The sequence below is a fragment of the Streptomyces sp. CB03238 genome, from assembly GCF_002099185.1.
Lineage (GTDB): Bacteria > Actinomycetota > Actinomycetes > Streptomycetales > Streptomycetaceae > Streptomyces.
The window spans coordinates 395,269-414,703 of the sequence record NZ_NBCN01000001.1; the positions used below are offsets into that span (position 1 = coordinate 395,269).

The window sequence follows — 19,435 nt, forward strand, 5'->3', positions numbered from 1 at the left end:
AACTCAATGTCGTTCATCGGCCGTGACATGGCTGTCGACCTCGGGACCGCCAACACGCTGGTGTACGTGAGGGGTCGCGGCATCGTCCTCAACGAGCCGTCCGTCGTCGCGATCAACACCAACACCGGCGGCATCCTGGCGGTCGGCGCCGAAGCGAAGAAGATGATCGGCCGGACTCCCGGCAACATCGTGGCCGTCCGGCCGCTGAAGGACGGCGTGATCGCCGACTTCGAGATCACGGAGCGGATGCTCCGCTACTTCATCCTCAAGATCCACAAGCGCCGCTACCTCGCCCGCCCGCGGGTCGTCGTCTGTGTGCCGTCCGGCATCACCGGCGTCGAGCGCCGCGCGGTCATCGAGGCGTCCACTCAGGCGGGTGCCCGCCAGGTGCACATCATCGAGGAGCCCATGGCCGCCGCCATCGGCTCCGGCCTCCCGGTCCACGAGGCCACCGGCAACATGGTCGTCGACATCGGTGGCGGTACCACCGAGGTCGCCGTCATCTCGCTCGGCGGAATCGTCACGGCACAGTCCATCCGGGTGGCCGGCGACGAGCTGGACAATGCGATCATCCAGCACATCAAGAAGGAGTACAGCCTCCTCCTCGGTGAGCGGACCGCCGAACAGATCAAGATCACCATCGGTTCGGCGTACGACCTCGACACCGACGAGCACACCGAGATCCGCGGCCGGGACCTGGTCTCCGGGCTGCCCAAGACGGTCGTCATCTCGGCCGCCGAGGTCCGCAAGGCCATCGAGGAGCCGGTGAACGCGATCGTCGACGCGGTGAAGACGACCCTCGACAAGTGCCCGCCGGAGCTGTCCGGCGACGTGATGGACCGGGGCATCGTCCTCACCGGCGGCGGCGCCCTGCTGCGCGGCCTCGACGAGCGGTTGCGCCGGGAGACCGGTATGCCGATCCACATCGCCGAGGACCCGCTGGACTCGGTGGCGCTCGGCTCCGGCAAGTGCGTCGAGGAGTTCGAGGCGCTCCAGCAGGTGCTGGACGCCCAGCCGCGCAGATAGCACAACCCCAGAGGTCAGCCGTACGGGTGCTGCCAGACCCGTACGGCTGATCGTTGATCCGGTCGACCCGGTTGGTATAACGGCACAATCATTCCTACGAGGAAGGCACGGCCGCCCCACGTGAGGGACACACGAGAGAGCCGGCTGCTCCTGGTGCTGCTGGTAGCCATCGCGTTCGCGCTGATCACGGTGGACATCCGCGGCGGTGAGGAGTCACCCGTCGACGGCGCCCGACGGGCAGCCGCCACTGTCTTCGGCCCGGTGGAGAACAGCGTCGCGTCCGCCGTCAACCCGGTCGGCAACGCCATCGCGGCCGTACGGGACTCGGGCGACCGCCACAACCGCATCGCGCAGCTGGAGCGGGAGAACGCCGCGCTCAAGGCGAAACTCGGCAGCGACGACCGCAACCGCAGCCGTGTACGCGAACTCGACAACCTGCTGAAGAAGGCCGGCGCCGGCCAGTACGGCATCAAGGCGGCCGAGGTCATCGCCATAGGAGCCGCCCAGGGCTTCTCCTGGACGGTCACCATCGACGCCGGCTCCAACGACGGCATCAAGCGGGACATGACGGTGATCAACGGGGACGGGCTCGTCGGCCGCGTCACCACCGTCGGCCCCAGCACCGCCACCGTGCTCCTGGCCAGCGACCCGGACTTCACCGTCGGCACCCGCATGGAGAAATCCGACGAGCTGGGCTTCGCCACCGGTCAGGGCGACCGCCCGCTGTCCGTGCAGCTCCTCAACGGCAAGGCCAAGGTCAAGCCCGGCGACCGGCTGGTCACCTTCGGCTCGCGGGCCGACAAGCCGTTCGTGCCGGGCGTCCCGGTCGGCGAGGTCATCCGCGTGGACCCCTCCACCGGCAACCTCACGCGGAACATCTTCGTACGCCCGTATGTCGGCTTCAGCAAGCTCGACATCGTCGGCGTCGTCGTCCAGGCTCCGCGCACCGACCCCCGCGACACCGTCCTGCCGCCCAAGCCCACGCCGGAGCCGACCGTCACCGTCACGGTGACCCCGTCCCCGACCGGGGCGCCGAGCGGCTCGCCCAGTGGCCCGCCGAGCGGACCGGCCGACGAACCGGGGGTGGAGTAAGACCATGCGCTTCAACCGGATCCTGCTGTCCACGACCCTCGTCGTCGTCGCCCTCGTCGTCCAGGTCTCGATCCTGGCCCGCCTCCAGCTGCCCGGCGCCGTCCCGGACATCCTCCTGCTCGTCGTCGTCGGCCTCGCCCTGGTGTACGGGCACGTCAGCGGCGCCCTCATCGGCTTCGGCGCCGGCCTCCTCGCCGACCTCGCCCCGCCCGCCGACCACGCCGCCGGGCGGTACGCCCTGGTCCTGTGCGTCATCGGCTACCTCGTCGGCCTCGCCAAGCCGGAGAACGGCCAGCTGCGCTCCGCCACCGGCCCCATGGTCATGGTGGTCGTCGCGGCCGTCGGCTCGACGCTGCTGTACGCGGGTGTCGGCGCCCTCGTCGGCGACACCGCCGCCCGCCACGTCGGCCTGGTCTCCCTGCTGATCACCGCCGTGATCTACGACCTGCTCCTCGCGCCGTTCACCGTCCCGCTGATCATGGCCCTCGCCAGACGCGCCGAGAACGATCCCCTCGCCGAGTCCACGAGCGCCGGCACCGACGTCGCCTCGGGGTTCATGGCGAACGGCACCGGCCTCAGGATCGGCGAGCAGCGCGGCGTACTGCGCATGAAGGCCGCCCGCAACCGGGCGGCACGGGCCGGGCGCATCAAGGGCGTCAAGCGACTGTGACCGAGGGGGCCACCGCGTCATGAGCAACATCCCCGAGACCGGCCGGACCCCCAGGGTCCAGATCCGGCTCATCGTCATCCAGGTCCTGGTCTTCTCCCTGCTCCTCACCCTCGGCGGCCGCCTCTGGTACCTCCAGATCCGGCAGGGCAAGGAGTACACCGACGAGGCGAAGAACAACCACGTCCAGCAGGTCGTCCAGCCCGCCGTGCGCGGCTCCATCCTCGACGCCCGGGGCGTCCCCCTCGCCGACAACGAGACCCGCCTCGTGGTCTCCGCCTCCCGTACCGAGCTGCTGAAGATGAAGGACGACGGCAAGGGCGTCCTGACCCGGCTGGCCGGCGTCCTGGGCATGAAGCCCAGGGACGTCATGGACAAGGTCCGCCTCTGCGACTCCGAGACGCCCCAGCCCTGCTGGAACGGCTCGCCCTTCCAGCCGATCCCCGTCACCGACGAGGCCACCACCCAGCAGGCCCTCCAGATCCGTGAGCGCGCCGAGGACTTCCCCGGCATCACCGCCGAACCCACCGCCGTACGCCGCTACACCGCGCCCGGCGGCGCCCGCACCGCGCAGGTCCTCGGCTACCTCTCACCCGTCACCGACGAGGAGATCGAGGAGGCCAAGGACAGCGACTCGCCGTTCCTCCGCTCCGACATGGTCGGCCGCTCCGGCCTGGAGCGTACGTACGACAAGGCGCTGCGCGGCAAGGCCGGGGTGACCCGCTACGAGGTCGACAACCTGGGCCGGGTCCTCGGCGAGGCGGAGAGCGACCCGGGCAGGCCCGGCTCCAACGTCGTCACGTCCATCGACGCGCGCGTGCAGGCGGTCGCCGAGTACGAGCTCCACCAGGCGATGAAGACCGTCCGGAAGGAGACCGACAAGATCACCGGCCGCCCGTACAAGGCCGACGCGGGCGCCGTCGTCGTCATGGAGTCCAAGACCGGCCGCGTCGTCGCGATGGCCTCCCAGCCCGACTACGACCCCAACGTCTGGATCGGCGGCATCTCCGGCAAGGAATACGCCCAGCTCACCGACAAGAAGTCCAACTACCCGCTGCTCAACCGGGCCATCCAGGGCCAGGCACCGGCCGGCTCCGTGTTCAAGGTGGTGTCGGCGAGCGCGGCCGTGCGGGCCGGCAACCCCTTCGACGGCCGCTACAACTGCAGCAGCTCCTACAGCCTCGGCGGCCGGAGCTTCGCGAACTTCGAGTCCAAGGGGCACGGCCCCATCTCCCTCGGCGACGCCCTGAAGTTCTCCTGCAACACCGTCTTCTACCGTCTCGGCCACGAGGAGTGGCAGCGCGACGGCGGCCTCAAGCCGAAGAAGAACGCCAACGACTGGTTCTACCGGACCGCGCACGACTTCGGCTTCGGCTCCGAGACCGGCATCGACCTGCCGAACGAGGTCAAGGGCCGCATCCCCGACCGCCACTGGAAGCAGTCCTTCTGGGAAGCCAACAAGGACTCCTGGTGCAAGCAGGGCAAGAAGGGCGGCAGCTACGTCGAGCAGATCGCCTATGAGAGCTGCCTCGAAGGCAACCAGCTGAAGGCCTTCGACAGCATCAACTTCGCCATCGGCCAGGGAGACGTGCTCATCACCCCCGTCCAGCTGGCCACCGCCTACGCCGCCATCAGCAACGGCGGCACCCTCCACAACCCCACCATCGGCAAGGCCGTGATCAGCCCCGACGGCAAGAGGATCGAGGAGATCAAGCCCAGGTCCCACGGCAGGCTGCCGGTCGACGCCGAGACCATCAGCGACCTCGACAAGGGCCTGCGCTCCGTCGTCGAGCCCGGCGGCACCGCCGCCTGGCGGTTCGGCGGCTGGCCGCAGGACAAGATCCCGATGCGGGCGAAGACCGGCACCGCCCAGGTCTACGGCAAGCAGACCACCTCGTGGTTCGCGACCTACACCGACGACTACACGATCGTCATGACGATCTCCCAGGGCGGTACGGGCTCCGGCGCCTCCGGCCCCGCCGTACGCAACATCTACGACGCCCTCTACGGCCTCGACGACGAGGGCAACCAGGACCTCAAGCGTGCTCTGCTGCCCCAGCCGCAGAAGGAGCTGCCCAAGATCCAGCCGGACGGCACCATCGACGCGCCGGTCGTCAAGCCGTACGACCCCAACTCCCAGAAGGTCGACCCGGCCCAGCATGGCGACGGGGAGCAGCAGCTCGCGGGCCCGCCCCCGGTCTGGAGGGACTGACCCACGATGGCCGGAACCAACAACTTCTCCGTCTCCCGCTACGCGCCCGACCGCGGCGCCTGGGGCAGGCTCACCGCCCGCGACTCGATGGTGCGCCGGCTCGACTGGCCGCTGCTGTTCTCCTCGATCGCGCTGTCCTTCCTCGGCTCGCTCCTGGTCTGGTCCGCCACCCGCAACCGCACCGAGCTCAACCAGGGCGACCCGTACTACTTCCTCTTCCGTCACGTCCTCAACACCGGCATCGGCATCGCCCTGATGGTCGGCACCATCTGGCTCGGCCACCGCACCCTGCGCGGCGCGGTGCCGGTGCTGTACGGACTGTCGGTGGTGCTCGTCCTGCTCGTCCTCACCCCGCTCGGCGCGACCATCAACGGCGCGCACGCGTGGATCGTGATCGGCGGCGGGTTCTCGCTCCAGCCCTCCGAGTTCGTGAAGATCACGATCATCCTGGGCATGGCGATGCTGCTGGCCGCCAAGGTCGACGCCGGCGACCAGGTCCACCCCGACCACCGCACGGTCGCCAAGTCCCTCGTCATCGCCGTCGTACCGATGGTCATCGTCATGCTGATGCCCGACCTCGGCTCGGTGATGGTCATGGTCGTCATCGTGCTGGGCGTGCTGCTCGCCTCCGGAGCCTCCAACCGGTGGATCTTCGGGCTCATCGGCGCGGGCGTCATCGGCGCGGTGGCCGTCGCCGCGCTGGGCGTGCTCGACCAGTACCAGATCAACCGGTTCGCCGCCTTCGCCAACCCCGAACTCGACCCGGCGGGCGCCGGCTACAACACCAACCAGGCGCGCATCGCCATCGGTTCCGGCGGGCTGTACGGGGCGGGGCTGTTCAACGGCCACCAGACCACCGGGCAGTTCGTCCCCGAGCAGCAGACCGACTTCATCTACACCGTCGCCGGCGAGGAACTCGGCTTCATCGGCGGGGCCACGATCATCGCGCTGCTGGGCGTCGTGCTGTGGCGCGCCTGCCGGATCGCCCGCGAGACGACCGAGCTGTACGGCACGATCGTCGCCGCCGGGATCATCGCCTGGTTCGCGTTCCAGTCCTTCGAGAACATCGGCATGACGCTCGGCATCATGCCCGTCGCGGGCCTGCCGCTGCCGTTCGTGTCGTACGGAGGATCGTCGATGTTCGCGGTCTGGGTGGCGATCGGACTGCTCCAGTCGATCAGAGTGCAACGGCCACTCGCCGCATAGACCGGGTGCGACGGGGTATCTGGATGCGAATGATGGCGGACACGAAGCGCGAGATCGAGCGGAAGTACGAAGCCGGCCCCGAGACCCGGCTCCCGGACCTCACCGGAGTACGGGGCGTCGCGGCCGTCGTCGACCAGGGCGTCGCCGAGCTGGACGCCGTCTACTACGACACCGAGGACCTCCGCCTGGCCGCCGCGTCCATCACGCTGCGCCGCCGCACCGGAGGCGACGACGCCGGCTGGCACCTGAAGCTGCCCGTCTCGCCCGGGACACGCGACGAGATCCGTGCCCCGCTGGAGGACGACGTGCCGCGTTCCCTGGCGGCGCTGGTCCACGCCAGGACCCGGGGCGCCGCGCTCGTCCCGCTGGTACGGCTCCGCTCCCACCGCGACGTACGCCACCTCGTCGACGCCGAGGGCGCCCTGCTCGCCGAGGCGAGCACCGACACGGTCCGCGCGGAGCGCCTCGCGGGCGGGGACGGCGGCACCGTCGAGTGGACCGAGATCGAGGTCGAGCTCGCCGACGGCGGCGACCCCGCGTTCCTCGACACCGTGCACAAACGGCTCCGCAAGAAGGGCCTGAAGCCCTCCGGTTCGGCGTCCAAGCTGGCCAAGGCGCTCACCGACACCGGATGGCGACCGGCGGCGGCCCCGGAGCCGGACGGCACCGCCGGCGCCCGCATCCTCGCCCACCTGCGCGAACAGGCCGACGAGCTGGTCACCTACGACGCCGCCGTACGCCGCGACCTGCCCGACTCCGTCCACCGGATGCGCGTCGCCACCCGCCGCCTGCGCAGCGCCTTCCGTACGTACCGGAAGATCCTGGATCCGGCCGCCACCGGCCCCGTCGCCGACGAGCTGAAATGGCTGGCCCGCGAACTCGGCGTCGACCGCGACCAGGAGGTCCTCGCCGAACGGCTCACCGCCCGCATCGACGCCCTGCCCGTCACGCTGCTCCTCGGCCCGGTCCGAGGCCGCCTCCGCGCCTGGGCCGGCGCCGGCCGCGCCGGATCACGCGGCCGCACCCTCGCCGTCCTCGACAGCGAGCGCTACACCGCCCTCCTGGACTCCCTCGACGCCCTGCTCGCCGACCCGCCGCTGCGCCCCGCCGCCGGAAAGGACGCCACCGCCGTGCTGCCCCGGGCGATCCTGAAGGACTACGAGCGGCTCGCGGTCCGTATCGACCGCGCGCTCGCCCTGCCCGCCGGCCACGACCGTGACGTGGCCATGCACGAGGCCCGCAAGGCCGCCAAACGCGCCCGGTACGCGGCCGAGGCCGCCGCGCCCGTGCTCGGCAAGCCCGCGAAACGGTTCGTCAAGCGGGTGAAGGCCGTACAGCAGGTCCTCGGCGACCACCAGGACAGCGTCGTCGCCCGCGACACCCTCCGCGACCTCGCCATCAAGGCCTACGCGGCAGGGGAGACCGCCTTCACCTGGGGCCTGCTGTACGGCCAGGAGGAGGCGCGGGCGGCCGAGCGCGAACGGGAGCTGCCGAAGGTCTGGGCGAAGGCGGTCCCCGGGAAACTGCGTCGGCTCTGACCGCCGACGCACCGGGGTACGCTTGAGAGTCGCCCCCTGCCAGCTCATGAAGGTCTCTGATGTCCGAGTCGGTCTTCCCACAGCTCGAAGCTCTGCTCCCGCACGTGCAGAAGCCCATTCAGTACGTCGGCGGTGAGCTGAACTCCACGGTCAAGCCCTGGGAGTCCTGCGACGTCCGCTGGGCGCTGATGTACCCCGACGCCTACGAGGTGGGGCTCCCCAACCAGGGCGTCATGATCCTGTACGAGGTACTCAACGAGCGCGAGGGTGTGCTCGCGGAGCGTACGTACAGCGTGTGGCCCGACCTCGAAGCGCTGATGCGCGAGCACGGCGTGCCGCAGTTCACCGTGGACAGCCACCGGCCCGTGAAGGCCTTCGACGTCTTCGGGCTGAGCTTCTCCACCGAGCTGGGCTACACCAACATGCTCACGGCCCTCGACCTGGCGGGCATCCCGCTGAACGCGGCGGACCGCACGCTCGACGACCCGATCGTGCTCGCGGGCGGCCACGCGGCCTTCAACCCCGAGCCGATCGCCGACTTCATCGACGCCGCGATCATCGGTGACGGCGAGCAGGCCGTGCTCGACATGACCGAGATCATCCGCGCCTGGAAGGCGGAGGGCCGCCCCGGCGGGCGCGAGGAGGTCCTCCTCCGCCTCGCGAAGACCGGCTCCATCTACATCCCGGCCTTCTACGACGTGGAGTACCTCCCGGACGGCCGCATCGGCCGTGTCGTACCGAACCGCTCCGGTGTCCCGTGGCGCGTGTCCAAGCACACCGTCATGGACCTCGACGAGTGGCCCTACCCCAAGCAGCCGCTCGTCCCGCTCGCCGAGACGGTCCACGAGCGGATGAGCGTGGAGATCTTCCGCGGCTGCACCCGGGGCTGCCGTTTCTGCCAGGCCGGCATGATCACGCGTCCCGTGCGGGAGCGAAGCATCACCGGCATCGGCGACATGGTGGAGAAGGGCCTCAAGGCGACCGGCTTCGAGGAGGTCGGCCTGCTGTCGCTCTCCTCCGCCGACCACTCCGAGATCGGCGACATCGCCAAGGGCCTCGCCGACCGGTACGAGGACGACAAGATCGGCCTCTCCCTGCCCTCCACGCGGGTGGACGCCTTCAACGTCGACCTCGCCAACGAGCTGACCAGGAACGGCCGCCGCTCCGGCCTCACCTTCGCCCCCGAGGGCGGCTCCGAGCGCATGCGCAAGGTCATCAACAAGATGGTCTCGGAGGAGGACCTGATCCGTACGGTCTCCACGGCGTACGGCAACGGCTGGCGCCAGGTGAAGCTGTACTTCATGTGCGGCCTGCCCACCGAGACCGACGACGACGTCCTCCAGATCGCCGACATGGCGGCGAACGTCATCGCCGAGGGCCGCAAGGTGTCCGGGCAGAACGACATCCGCTGCACCGTCTCCATCGGCGGCTTCGTACCCAAGCCGCACACCCCTTTCCAGTGGGCCCCGCAGCTCTCCGCCGAGGAGACCGACGCCCGCCTGGAGAAGCTCCGCGACAAGATCCGTGGCGACAAGAAGTACGGCCGCTCCATCGGCTTCCGCTACCACGACGGCAAGCCCGGCATCGTCGAGGGCCTGCTCTCCCGCGGCGACCGCCGCGTGGGCGCCGTCATCCGCGCCGTCTACGAGGACGGCGGCCGCTTCGACGGCTGGCGTGAGCACTTCTCGTACGACCGGTGGATGGCGTGCGCGGAGAAGACGCTGCCCGAGTTCGGCGTGGACGTCGACTGGTACACCACCCGTGAGCGCACGTACGAGGAGGTCCTGCCCTGGGACCACCTGGACTCCGGTCTCGACAAGGACTGGCTCTGGGAGGACTGGCAGGACGCGCTCGACGAGACCGAGGTCGAGGACTGCCGCTGGACGCCGTGCTTCGACTGCGGTGTCTGCCCGCAGATGGACACGGCCATACAAATCGGCCCCACCGGCAAGAAGCTGCTCCCGCTCACGGTCAAGAAGTAGCCGTGACCAGCGGCGATGCCATCCAGCGGATGGCTGAGGCGCTTGCCGACGTACCCGAGGCGGACCGCATCGAAGCCCTCCGAGGGCTCGGCGTGAAGGAGCGCGAGCAGGCTCCCCGCCCCACGCGGCGCACGCCGCTCCCCGCCCCTCGGCGGGATCCGGGCATCGTCTCGGCGGTCGAGTGGGTGTAGGGCGTAGAGAGGCGTTCGGACGATCGTGTCCGGGCGCCTCTCGGCGTTCCCGGGCCGTGTTTATGCGACAACGCGCATAGTCGCGTTTCCGCATAGACGGCGTATCCGCCCCGCTCCTACGGTCGTGACGACCAGCCAGCAGAGGGCTCGCAAGAGGGGGGTTCAGCATGGCGCGCGAAGAACTCACACGGCTCACCGGCAACACCAACGGCGGCAACTGCGGACAGGGTGACTGCCCGAACGTCTACCGGACCGCCTCCGGCTCGTTCGTCGTCCAGGGCGACGTGTCCACTGCCTTCACCCCGCCCACCGGGGAAGGGCTCGTGGAGATCCCCGAGGAAGTCCTGAGGGAGGCCGTCCGTGCTCTTGGATGGTGAAGCCTGGGCGGACAAGTTCAAGACGTTCCAGACCGAAGCCTGGCGGCTTGAGACCTTGCCGCAGTACCTCGTGCCACAGGAAGCGGAAGAGTTCGCCGCCTTCAAGGCGGGGGCACGCTTCCCCGGACCGTACGAGGACGCGTGGATGGCCATGGTCCGGACCCGCAGCGTGGGCCGCGTCCACATCGTCACCCGGCCCCTCACGGACTACCTGCGATTCGAGTTCGAGCGGTACTACCAGCACCAGGCCCCGGCGGGGGAAGACATCCGCATCCTCGACATCACCGACCGGCCGAACCCGCTCCCCAACGTCCAGGACTTCTGGATGTTCGACCGCTCGACGGTTGTCCTCATGAAGTACGAGGCTGACGGTACGCAGATCGAGCGGGAGCTGTACGAGGGCGACCCTGCCCCGTTCCTCGAATACCAGCGCATCGCCATTGCGGAATCGGTCCCGTTCCTGGAGTACGTGACCGAGTGACGTTCGAGCCCGAGCAGCTCGGCCAGTCCTCCCAGGAACTCGCCGCGACACTGCGCAAGCTGCGGAAGCAGGCCGGTCTCTCCGGGGACCGGCTTGCCGCGCGCTGCAACATGTCGCAGTCGAAGGTGAGCCGGATCGAGAGCGGGAAGGTGCGCCCGTCCCTGGTGGACATAGAGCGCATCCTCAGGGCCTTGGACGCCCCGCCGGCCTTGGTCGCGGAGGTGTCCGCGCTGGCCCGCATCGCCGCTATGGAGTGGCAGGACGCACGGTCGATGCGGCGGAAGGGTCTGGACAAGAAGCAGCTTGAGCTGGCCGGGCTCGAAGCGTCTTCGACAGAGTTCCGGTTCTTCCTGCTCTCGATGCTCACGGCCCTGCTCTCCACTCCGGAGTACATCAGGGCCAGCCTCGCCCACATCCCCGGAGACCACAGCAAGGCTGTGGCGAGGAAGCTGGAGCGACAGGAGGTCCTGTACGACCGCCGGAAGAAGTTCACCTTCATCATCACCGAGCAGGCGGCCCGCTCCCCGTTCGTCTCCCCGGATGCCATGGCGGTACAGCTCGACCGGCTGGCTTCGCTGACCCACCTGCCGAACGTGCGCCTTGGCGTGCTCCCGATCGAGACGCGCCTGCCGGGGTGTCCGCTGAACACGTTCACCGTGTACGTCGAGCGGCTGGCCACGGTGGAGACGACGGCTGGGGTCATGGTGTTCCGCGACCCGAGAGACGTCCGGATGTACCTCGATGAATTCGCCGGTTACGAAGAGCACGCCCTCTTCGGCGAAGCCGCGCGGGAACGTCTGGCCGAGTGGGCGACGGCGTTCCGTTCCTGATCTTTAGTCCAGTACGCGACTGAACCTCGAATCGCTCCCGGTCAGCGGGCAAGGATGCCGTGCCATCGGAGAGCGCACGGGAGGCGTACGAGATGAGCAGCGAGCAGACCACCATGTCGGGACCCGTACACCTGTCCCTTCCGTCTCCACGTCCGGACCCCGTGTCGGGCTGTCGTGAGTGCCTCGGCTTTGCGGTGAGCAGAGCGAACGCCACCTCTGTGGGCGACTACTCGAAGGCTTCGGATGTGAACGTGTCCCTCCGGGCCCACCTCCGGAACAAGCACGGGCGGCGCTGATGGCTCGCACGGTCCTGCGGTTCGTGACACACCGGATCACGCAGCACCCGGACACGGACGTGACCTATGAGGCGGAGTGCCTGCACTGCAAGTGGAAGGCGGAGCCGTCGACGGACAGCGCGACGGTCGATGTTGAGTGCATGAGTCACACCGGCCTGAGCAACCATCGCGGCTTCCGGCGGATGTGTACGTCGTTCGCCATGGTGGTGCGGGCCGAGCCGGAGAGACCCCCGGCGTACTGAGGGACGGCGAGCAACACAACCAGAGGTGCGCTGGAAGGGGCGCAGCGTGAGCGACACGCGCCCTGTGCTGGCCCTGCCGACTTCCCCCGTGGTCGGCAGGGGCTTGCAGCCGTCCACCAGCGTTGTACATCCACGTACGACAACGGCCCCCGGTGTAGAACCGAGGGCCTGTCTGAACTGCTGTGCGCCTGTCTCAGGCGCTCTCTCCCAGGTGCCGGTACAGCGTGGCCCGGGAGACCCCGAGGGCCTTAGCGATGGCGCTGACGCTCTCGCCCTTCGCCTTCCTGGCGCGGGCCACGGTCAGTACATCCTCGTCCACCACAGACGGCCGGCCGCCGGTCCGGCCCTGTGCCTTGGCCGCTTCCAGTCCGGCCCTCGTGCGGTCCTTGATGAGCGACCGTTCGAACTCCGCCATGGCCGCGATGATCTGGAAGAACAGGCGGCCGTCGGCCGACGTGGTGTCGACAGAGGAGAGCGCACCGTCGAGCACGCGGAACCCGATGCCGCGCTCGCGCAGGCCGTCGACGATGGACACGAGGTCGATGAGCGACCGGCCGAGCCGGTCAAGCTTCCACACGCACAGGACGTCGCCCGGTCGGGCGTAGTCCAGTACGGCCGTCAGTTCCGGCCGGTCGGTGTTCTTCCCGCTGGCCTTGTCCTCGAAGATGCGGACGCACCCTGCGGCCGTCAGCGCGTCGCGCTGAAGCTGCGCCTCCTGGTCGTCGGTGGAGACGCGGGCGTAGCCGATGAGCTGGCCAGTGATCGTGTTTGTCGTCATGGCATGGACTGTCTCAGAACTCGTCTCAAAATATCAAGTCCGAGACGGAGGTTTCGAGACGGGTTTTGAACAGGGCTGCGCCCACGTGAAGGGCGCTCTGCCTGTCGTCTCACAAACCTTGGTTTTCGAGACGGTCCGCGCTGGCCTGTGTGGGGCGGCTGTCACCCCCTCGGGCCGCTTGCCGTCTGCACGCACTTCTCTTGGGGCCAGGCTCCAAGTTCTACCGACCCCACCTTGATCGGGTGACTCCACCCGTCAAGAGGCAAAGCGTCTCGCTAATCCTCCTTGCCTTGGTCAGCTTCATCGTCCGTCCAGGGATACAGGGTGGCGAGGTGACGGATTCGCTCCTGCTCGGCGGCTTCGTCGGTGGCGTCGTAGTGCCGTATCTGCTTCCACCAGCGCTCGTAGTCGTAGCCGTCGCAGTGGTTGAAGTCGAAAGCGGTGCTGCGGAGTCGCTGCCACTCACGCACGATCGCAGCCCGCTGCCACGGCTTGGGCCGCTCCGCCGTGAGGAGTTGGTGCAGGAAGCCCGCTGAGTCACAGACCAGGATGAGCAGGGACCGCATCGCGAAAGAGGTCTCGCCGGTCTCACCCACTTCCTCGGACACTCGCCCCAGCTGCGCGTTGAGGAACGCCTCCAGGGAGCGGACGTCCTCGGGCGTCAGATCGACGGCGTATGTGAGGGTGCGTTCAGGTGGTGGGTTTGTCATACGGGTGTGTCCTACCTTTCGTGCGGTGCTAACTGGAGCACCCAGGGTGGGGCTGAAACAACCTGTATTTCCGTGGGACCAGATGACCCTGGTACGGCGGGGCTGAAGAAGTGCGTACGGACACTTGCCCCTTCGTCCACAACAAGGCGCTTCGCGCCCGTCTCGCGACCCGCCTCGGCGTTCGGCCGACAAGGACCGGGCGTGCGCCCCGCCGGGCGCTCAGCGCGCAGCCGTCCGCCTGTGGATGGCAGGCAGGGGTGCAGGGCGAAGCCCCCGGGGGTGGGGGTATGACTTCCTGCAGGGGGCAAGCCTGACCGCCGTGTCATAGCAGCCAAGATCCCGCCACGGTTTCGGGGTCCGTCTGTTCTGCCCGCAGACTGCAACGGCGGGAGCGTACGACCTGGTCACAGCCTTGCCGTGACTCGCTCACGACGGCGGAAGCCCGCAAGGAACAGGGCCTTACGGCTGAGACAGTGGGGCGCGGGAGCGCCCCCACGGGTCTTGCTGGCTTGCTCCTGTCGGCCCCTTCCGGGGCCGCACTGTTGTTGAGCGCTGCGACTGTGGCAGCCGGTAGGCCGCCCCCTGCCGCTTCTCTCTTCGCCGTTGCCCTGCCCCTGTGGGGCGCTGCCGCGCCCCCTGCTTCTCTTGCCGCTGGTCCTCGTGGCCTTCCTCAGTCGGCCCCGACAGGGGCGGCGCTGCACTGGAGCCAAATAGATAAGAGAGCACGCGAACGTTTCCGCAGGTCCGGTGCCATGCCGGTATACGCCAGACGTGCTCTGACTACACGTAGCGCGTGTGCTCACCGGTCCTGATGGAGGCGGCAGGGGACTGGTGCACCCTTGAAGGACGAGGCAGGCGGCCCCGGAACGGGGCGATACAAGGTCCAGTTCCTTGGCGCGGGCCACCGCGTTGCGGGTGCTCTGGTCGGACAGTGGTTTGCCCTCCTTGCCCAGCAGCACGGCCAGCCGGCCGGGTTCGAAGGCCGCGTGTCCTTGCCGGTCTGCCCAACCGATGGCGGTGAAGTGGACACGGTAGGGGAGAGGGTGCCCGGGGTGCTGTGCCATGCGCCGGTACTCGTGCTGGGAGACACCACCCCACGGACGGTTGTGGCCGAAGCTGATCGTCACCGGCTGCCCCCTTCCTGCGGGGAGCGGCTGCACTCGTGCGCTTCGTAGTCGACAAGAGGCGACGCGCAGACCTCACAGGTCCAGACGACTTCGATCGTGATGTTCAAGGGCTGGCGACTCCTGGCGCTGGCCGAGGGCAGCACGGAGCCGCGCCTCAGCATCGGGTGGAAGTCGCGCAGCACCGTCCTGCGCTTCGGGATGTCCTCGACGTCCCTGCGAGCCCCTCGGGATCGCGGCCCCTCACGGAGTGGCCAGCTCTACCGCCGCTGAACGGCGGGAGCTACGGTGTCCGCTCCAGAAGGAGCGGGAGAGTCTTCCTATCCGGAGCCCGGGCAGCCCGTCAAGCCGGAACACCTCCGGGCATGGCTGACCGGGCCGCCCGGAGATGTCTGTCTCTGCTCCCTCGTCAGAGCCTTGCGGCGAAGTCGTCGCCCTTGATGACCAGGCGTTCGCGTACGTCGCGCGGGATCTTGAGCCGCAGGTGTACGGACGGGGCTCGCACCCCCTTCACCTTCGTACGGGTCACATCGCACGTGACGCCAACGCGGCGCAGGTCCTCAGCCATGGCCTCCATACCGCCGGCTTCCCACATCTCCCGGAAGGTCTTGCCGTTGTGCACGAGGACCCAACGGTCTTGCGTGGTCTCGGGATCGATGGCGTTCAACTCTTCCGTGAGCTTGTCGAGCGTCTTCTCTGCTCGCTCGCGCGTGAACCGCGTCTTCGAGAAGCGGCCCTCTGGTTCAAGCTCCGCCATGTAATAGGAGATGGCATCTTCGAGCCGCTTTACTTCGGCGCGTGCCTCGGCTCCCTTCGCGTACTCCCGGACCTGGACGGGGAAGTCGCCGAGGACACGGAGCACGTCGCCCACGAGGACGTCGTAGACGTCCTGAGGGTTGGGCGCGCCGAGGCCGCCGCCCTTGCACTTGCCGCAGCGCAGGTAGGTGTAGCTCCGGCCGTTGCTCATGTTCTTCTGCACGGTCATGTTGGTCGAGCAGTCGACGCAGATGAGTACGCCGAGGAACTGGGTCGCTCCGCCCGCCTGCCGGGTGGGCTGGCTCTTACCCCGTCGGTCGAGTGCCGCTTGAAGGGTCTCGAACTCCTCCTCGGTGAAGATCGGGGGGCCGACTCGCATCGGCTTGCCATCGTTACCCAGGACGAGCCTGCTCCGCCGCTTCCCGCCCTGCTTGTTCTCCTCGACCCGGTAGCCCATGAGCGCGGGGTTACGAAGGCGTCGGAGGAGAGTCGACGTGGTGAGCCCCGTCGACATGAGCCCGGAGCGGACGAGACAGAGGGCCATGCGTCGGGCGGAGACGCCCCTGAGCGCCATGCGCCGGGCCCAGTGCAGCGCCCTGTGTGCGCTCGGCTCGATGGCGAGCGCCGGCTTGCCGTCCGCCTTCGTCGTGACGTAGCCGTACGTCGGTTTGCCCACGAGCCATGAGTCCTGCGTGCGCGCGTAGTCCCACAGTGACGTGACGCGGGTCGACGTGTTCGCCGCCTCGATCTCGGCGATACCGCCGATCAGCGTGACCATGATCCGGCCCACGGTCGTACTGAGGTCGATGGCATCGTTCTTCGATACGAGGTTCTTCCCGTACCGCTCGCACCACTCGATCATCGTGGACAGGTCCGTCATGCGCCGGATGAAGCGGTCGAGCTTCCAGAAGAGCAGAGCGTCGAACTCCGGGGCCCGGTTGTTGAGCCACTCGCCGAGCTCCTTCCGCTTCCACGGCGGAACCTTCGTCGCCGAGACGTTGAGGTCGGATGCGACGCCTACGACCCGGTACCCCTTCTCTCTGGCCAGGAGACGTAGGTCGAGTTCCTGCCGCACCGGCGATGTCGTGTCTTCCGTAAGTACGGACAGCCGGACGGAGAGGAGCGCGCGCGGAGCGTCCTCGGGGAGCAGAGCCTCCGCCCGCTTCAGGTCCTCCAGGAGGGCCAGGTCCGAGGCGGTCCACTCGCTCTCGATGTCGTACGTCTTCATGGTCGCGGAGCGTACAGGGTAGATGTGGAGCTGTCTTCCTATGGCCGCAGATGGACACCCGCATCCAGATCGGCCCGACAGGCCAGAAGCTGCTGCCCCTCACGGTCAAGAAGTAACCGAGCCCTTCGACCGCCCGGCGCGGGCGGTCGAGTGGTGCAGGAGACGAGAGGCGTTCGGACTGTCCGGTCCGGGCGCCTCTCGGCGTTCCCGGGTCATCCGTGGGCGCTGTCGAGCGCCCAGAAGATCCACACGACGAAGGCGAGCGCGCCGGTGATGGCGGCCGAGCCGAGAGCGACACCCGCCCGCGCCCGACGGCGGTCGGCCGCCTCCTGCCCCCTCATGTCGCGCAGCGCGCCCACACCGGACACGACCGCGCAGATCGCGACGGGAACGATCAAGTAAATGGGGAAGTACTGGAGCCAGTTGGGCGTGGCGGGTGGCAGCCAGGGGCAACCGAACATGGCCACGGACGTGGCGCCCAGGAGCAGCGAGCAGGTGCCGGTCCGCCTCGTCGGGAGGCGAGCCGCGCGTACGCGTCGAAGCCGGGCGGCGGAAGGGTGGGGACACATGTCGGGAGCGTACGAGCAGGACGTGGCGCGGCGCCTGAGGTCGGCTACTCAGCAGGGGAGAGTACCCCGTCGATCCGGTCGAGCGGTCCTGTAACGTCCGCGCAACGGCCCGGCCGGGGGAGAAACCCCAGGCCGGGCCGTTGCGTCATGTCGGGCATGGACAGCATGGACGTGGAGAAGCGCGAGCCCGAGGGGTGCCTGACGGCGGCGATCAGGATTCCGGTGCGGATCGTGGTGCTGCTCGTCGTCGTCCCCGTACGCATGGTGTGGGACGCCCTGGCCGTATGTGGCCGGGCGCTCGAACGGGTGGTGCTGCGGCCGCTCGGCCGGGTGCTGTACGTGCTGTTCGTCACCTCGGTGATCTGGCTGTACGAGCACGTCCTGGCGCCGTTCGGCAGGGCACTGGCATGGCTGGCCGGGTGGCTGTACCGCTGGGTGCTCGCACCGCTCGGGCACGCGCTCGTGTGGCTGGTGCGGACGCTGGTCGTGGCCCCGGTGCGGTGGCTGCACCGGTGGGTGCTCATGCCGCTCGGGCGCGGCGCGGCCTGGTTGGGGAAGGCGCTGTTCGTGTGGCCGTGGGTGGCGCTGTGGCGGTACGTCGTCGTGCCCGTCGTGCGGTACGGGATCGTCGTCCCGCTGGTGTGGCTGTACCGCTGGGTGCTCGTCCCGCCGGCGCTGTGGCTGTACCGGTGGCTGCTCACGCCGCTCGGGCGGGCGCTCGTCGTCGTCGGGCGGGAGATCCGCGACGCGCTCGTGGTGGCGTGGCGCGTCGCCGGGTACGTCTCGCGGGCCGTGGGGCGCGCCCTGAAGTGGCTGGCATGGAACCTGGTGGGGCGGCCGGTGGCGTGGTGCTACCGGAACGTGTGCGCACCGGTCGGTCACGCCCTGCGCGACCACCTGTGGCGCCCGGTCCGCAAGGCCGCCGTCGAGGCGGGCCGCGCCACCCGCGCGGCGCTCGCGTCCGCGAGGGAAACGGTGCGCCGGGCCCGCCGGGAGGCGTGGCGGGCGCTGGTCGGCGGACCCCCGGTGGGGCGGCCTGGGGAACCTGCCGGAGCTCCGGCGCGTAGTCTGGGTAGTACAACGACCACACCTGGCGTGGCGCCCGCACCCGAGATCTCCCTGCGAAAGCGGGGGTGAGCCGGGCGGGCCCCCCGGGAGCCGCCCGAATTTTCGTGGGCGGAGCGCCACCGCGCCCGCCCCGCACCGAGGAGAAGAACCACTGGGCAAGCGACAGCCCGAAGGCCCGCCGCCCGCACCGGCAGTGCAGCGCATCCGCCTGCGCTACACCAAGCGCGGCCGCCTCCGGTTCACCAGCCACCGTGACTTCCAGCGTGCCTTCGAGCGTGCGCTGCGGCGCGCCGAGGTGCCCATGGCGTACTCGGCGGGCTTCACGCCGCACCCCAAGGTCTCGTACGCCAATGCCGCACCCACCGGCACGGGCTCCGAGGCCGAGTACCTGGAGATCGCGCTCACCGAGCCACGCGACCCGCAGGAGCTGCGCGAGCTGCTCGACGAGTCGCTGCCGGACGGGCTCGACATCACCGACGCCGTCGAGGCCCGTACGCCGGGTCTCGCCGACCGGCTGACCGCCTCCGTCTGGGAGCTGCGGCTGGAGGGCGTGGAGGTGGCGGACGCCGAGCGCGCCGTCGCCGCCTTCCTCGCCGCCGACGCCGTCGAGGTGCAGCGCAAGACGAAGAGCGGGATGCGCACCTTCGACGCACGGGCCGCCGTGGCGGGCCTGGAGGCCGGTCCTGCCCCGGCTGATAGGCCTGGACAGGGCCCCTGTGCGATACTGCGGCTGGTTGTTCGGCACGTGACACCTGCCGTACGACCCGACGATGTCCTGTCCGGTCTCCGAGCTGTGGCCGACCTGGCGCCGCCGGTCCCCGCAGCGGTGACCAGGCTGGCGCAGGGGCTCTTCGACGAGGAGTCCGGCACGGTGACCGACCCGCTCGCGCCCGACCGCGAGGCAGTCACGGCCGCCCCACAAAGGGCCGCCGGACTCGCCGCCGCCCCGGAGCCGACAGGTGCAGGTTCCGCGTAGGGCGGTCGTTGTAGCGCAGCCCTGGCACTCGGGAGCCACCTGGGTCGGGCCGCGTACACCCACAGGAGACTTTCGCCAGGCCGTAC

At 69.3% G+C, this 19,435-nt stretch carries 18 protein-coding genes; 14 read left to right on the forward strand and 4 right to left on the reverse strand.

Annotated elements, in window-relative coordinates:
• Positions 1 to 6 precede the first annotated feature (6 nt).
• From BKD26_RS01775 to BKD26_RS01835, 12 genes are all read left to right on the forward strand, one after another.
• A complete protein-coding gene (locus tag BKD26_RS01775; protein ID WP_073751217.1) occupies positions 7 to 1,026 on the forward strand; it encodes a rod shape-determining protein in 1,020 nt (339 codons plus the stop codon).
• Positions 1,027 to 1,146: 120 nt separating this feature from the next.
• Entirely contained in the window at positions 1,147 to 2,118 is a 972-nt protein-coding gene (gene mreC, locus BKD26_RS01780) for a rod shape-determining protein MreC (RefSeq protein ID WP_084894953.1), read from the forward strand.
• A gap of 4 nt (positions 2,119 to 2,122) precedes the next feature.
• Complete coding sequence (gene mreD, locus BKD26_RS01785; protein ID WP_084894955.1) at positions 2,123 to 2,788, forward strand: rod shape-determining protein MreD; 666 nt, start codon at positions 2,123 to 2,125, stop codon at positions 2,786 to 2,788.
• A gap of 19 nt (positions 2,789 to 2,807) precedes the next feature.
• Positions 2,808 to 4,997: a penicillin-binding protein 2 gene (mrdA, locus tag BKD26_RS01790; RefSeq protein ID WP_084894957.1), complete on the forward strand. Its 2,190-nt coding sequence runs from the start codon at positions 2,808 to 2,810 to the stop codon at positions 4,995 to 4,997.
• Positions 4,998 to 5,003: 6 nt separating this feature from the next.
• A complete protein-coding gene (gene rodA, locus BKD26_RS01795) occupies positions 5,004 to 6,203 on the forward strand; it encodes a rod shape-determining protein RodA (RefSeq protein WP_084894959.1) in 1,200 nt (399 codons plus the stop codon).
• A gap of 32 nt (positions 6,204 to 6,235) precedes the next feature.
• The gene (locus BKD26_RS01800) at positions 6,236 to 7,741 is read left to right on the forward strand and encodes a CYTH and CHAD domain-containing protein (RefSeq protein ID WP_084895329.1); all 1,506 of its coding nucleotides are present in this window, start codon (positions 6,236 to 6,238) and stop codon (positions 7,739 to 7,741) included.
• Positions 7,742 to 7,800: 59 nt separating this feature from the next.
• Positions 7,801 to 9,723: a TIGR03960 family B12-binding radical SAM protein gene (locus tag BKD26_RS01805; protein ID WP_084894961.1), complete on the forward strand. Its 1,923-nt coding sequence runs from the start codon at positions 7,801 to 7,803 to the stop codon at positions 9,721 to 9,723.
• A gap of 2 nt (positions 9,724 to 9,725) precedes the next feature.
• Entirely contained in the window at positions 9,726 to 9,914 is a 189-nt protein-coding gene (locus tag BKD26_RS01810) for a hypothetical protein (protein WP_084894963.1), read from the forward strand.
• Between the two features lie 167 nt (positions 9,915 to 10,081).
• On the forward strand, positions 10,082 to 10,291 hold the full coding sequence (locus tag BKD26_RS01815; RefSeq protein WP_084894965.1) for a hypothetical protein: 210 nt from the start codon (positions 10,082 to 10,084) through the stop codon (positions 10,289 to 10,291).
• Entirely contained in the window at positions 10,275 to 10,772 is a 498-nt protein-coding gene (locus BKD26_RS01820; protein WP_084894967.1) for a DUF6879 family protein, read from the forward strand. Before BKD26_RS01815 ends, BKD26_RS01820 begins: the two co-directional genes overlap by 17 nt.
• Positions 10,769 to 11,602 (forward strand): helix-turn-helix transcriptional regulator, encoded by an 834-nt coding sequence (locus BKD26_RS01825; protein ID WP_084894969.1) that lies wholly within the window; start codon positions 10,769 to 10,771, stop codon positions 11,600 to 11,602. Before BKD26_RS01820 ends, BKD26_RS01825 begins: the two co-directional genes overlap by 4 nt.
• 295 nt (positions 11,603 to 11,897) lie before the next feature.
• On the forward strand, positions 11,898 to 12,140 hold the full coding sequence (locus tag BKD26_RS01835; protein WP_084894971.1) for a hypothetical protein: 243 nt from the start codon (positions 11,898 to 11,900) through the stop codon (positions 12,138 to 12,140).
• 193 nt (positions 12,141 to 12,333) lie between these two features.
• Here BKD26_RS01835 and BKD26_RS01840 read toward each other — a convergent pair whose 3' ends face one another.
• The 4 genes from BKD26_RS01840 to BKD26_RS01860 all read right to left on the reverse strand — a co-directional run bounded on the left by BKD26_RS01840 (position 12,334) and on the right by BKD26_RS01860 (position 17,305).
• Positions 12,334 to 12,918: a recombinase family protein gene (locus BKD26_RS01840; RefSeq protein ID WP_084894973.1), complete on the reverse strand. Its 585-nt coding sequence runs from the start codon at positions 12,916 to 12,918 to the stop codon at positions 12,334 to 12,336.
• 275 nt (positions 12,919 to 13,193) lie between these two features.
• The gene (locus tag BKD26_RS38885) at positions 13,194 to 13,628 is read right to left on the reverse strand and encodes a hypothetical protein (protein WP_107417720.1); all 435 of its coding nucleotides are present in this window, start codon (positions 13,626 to 13,628) and stop codon (positions 13,194 to 13,196) included.
• A gap of 1,533 nt (positions 13,629 to 15,161) precedes the next feature.
• A complete protein-coding gene (locus tag BKD26_RS01855) occupies positions 15,162 to 16,736 on the reverse strand; it encodes a recombinase family protein (RefSeq protein ID WP_107417722.1) in 1,575 nt (524 codons plus the stop codon).
• Positions 16,737 to 16,948: 212 nt separating this feature from the next.
• Positions 16,949 to 17,305, reverse strand: coding sequence for a hypothetical protein (locus tag BKD26_RS01860; protein WP_241518489.1), 357 nt, complete (start codon positions 17,303 to 17,305; stop codon positions 16,949 to 16,951).
• Positions 17,306 to 17,461: 156 nt separating this feature from the next.
• Here BKD26_RS01860 and BKD26_RS01865 point away from each other — a divergent pair, with 156 nt between their 5' ends.
• A complete protein-coding gene (locus BKD26_RS01865; RefSeq protein ID WP_241518492.1) occupies positions 17,462 to 18,442 on the forward strand; it encodes a hypothetical protein in 981 nt (326 codons plus the stop codon).
• Between the two features lie 124 nt (positions 18,443 to 18,566).
• On the forward strand, positions 18,567 to 19,349 hold the full coding sequence (locus BKD26_RS01870) for a TIGR03936 family radical SAM-associated protein (protein ID WP_084894975.1): 783 nt from the start codon (positions 18,567 to 18,569) through the stop codon (positions 19,347 to 19,349).
• Positions 19,350 to 19,435: the final 86 nt, after the last annotated feature.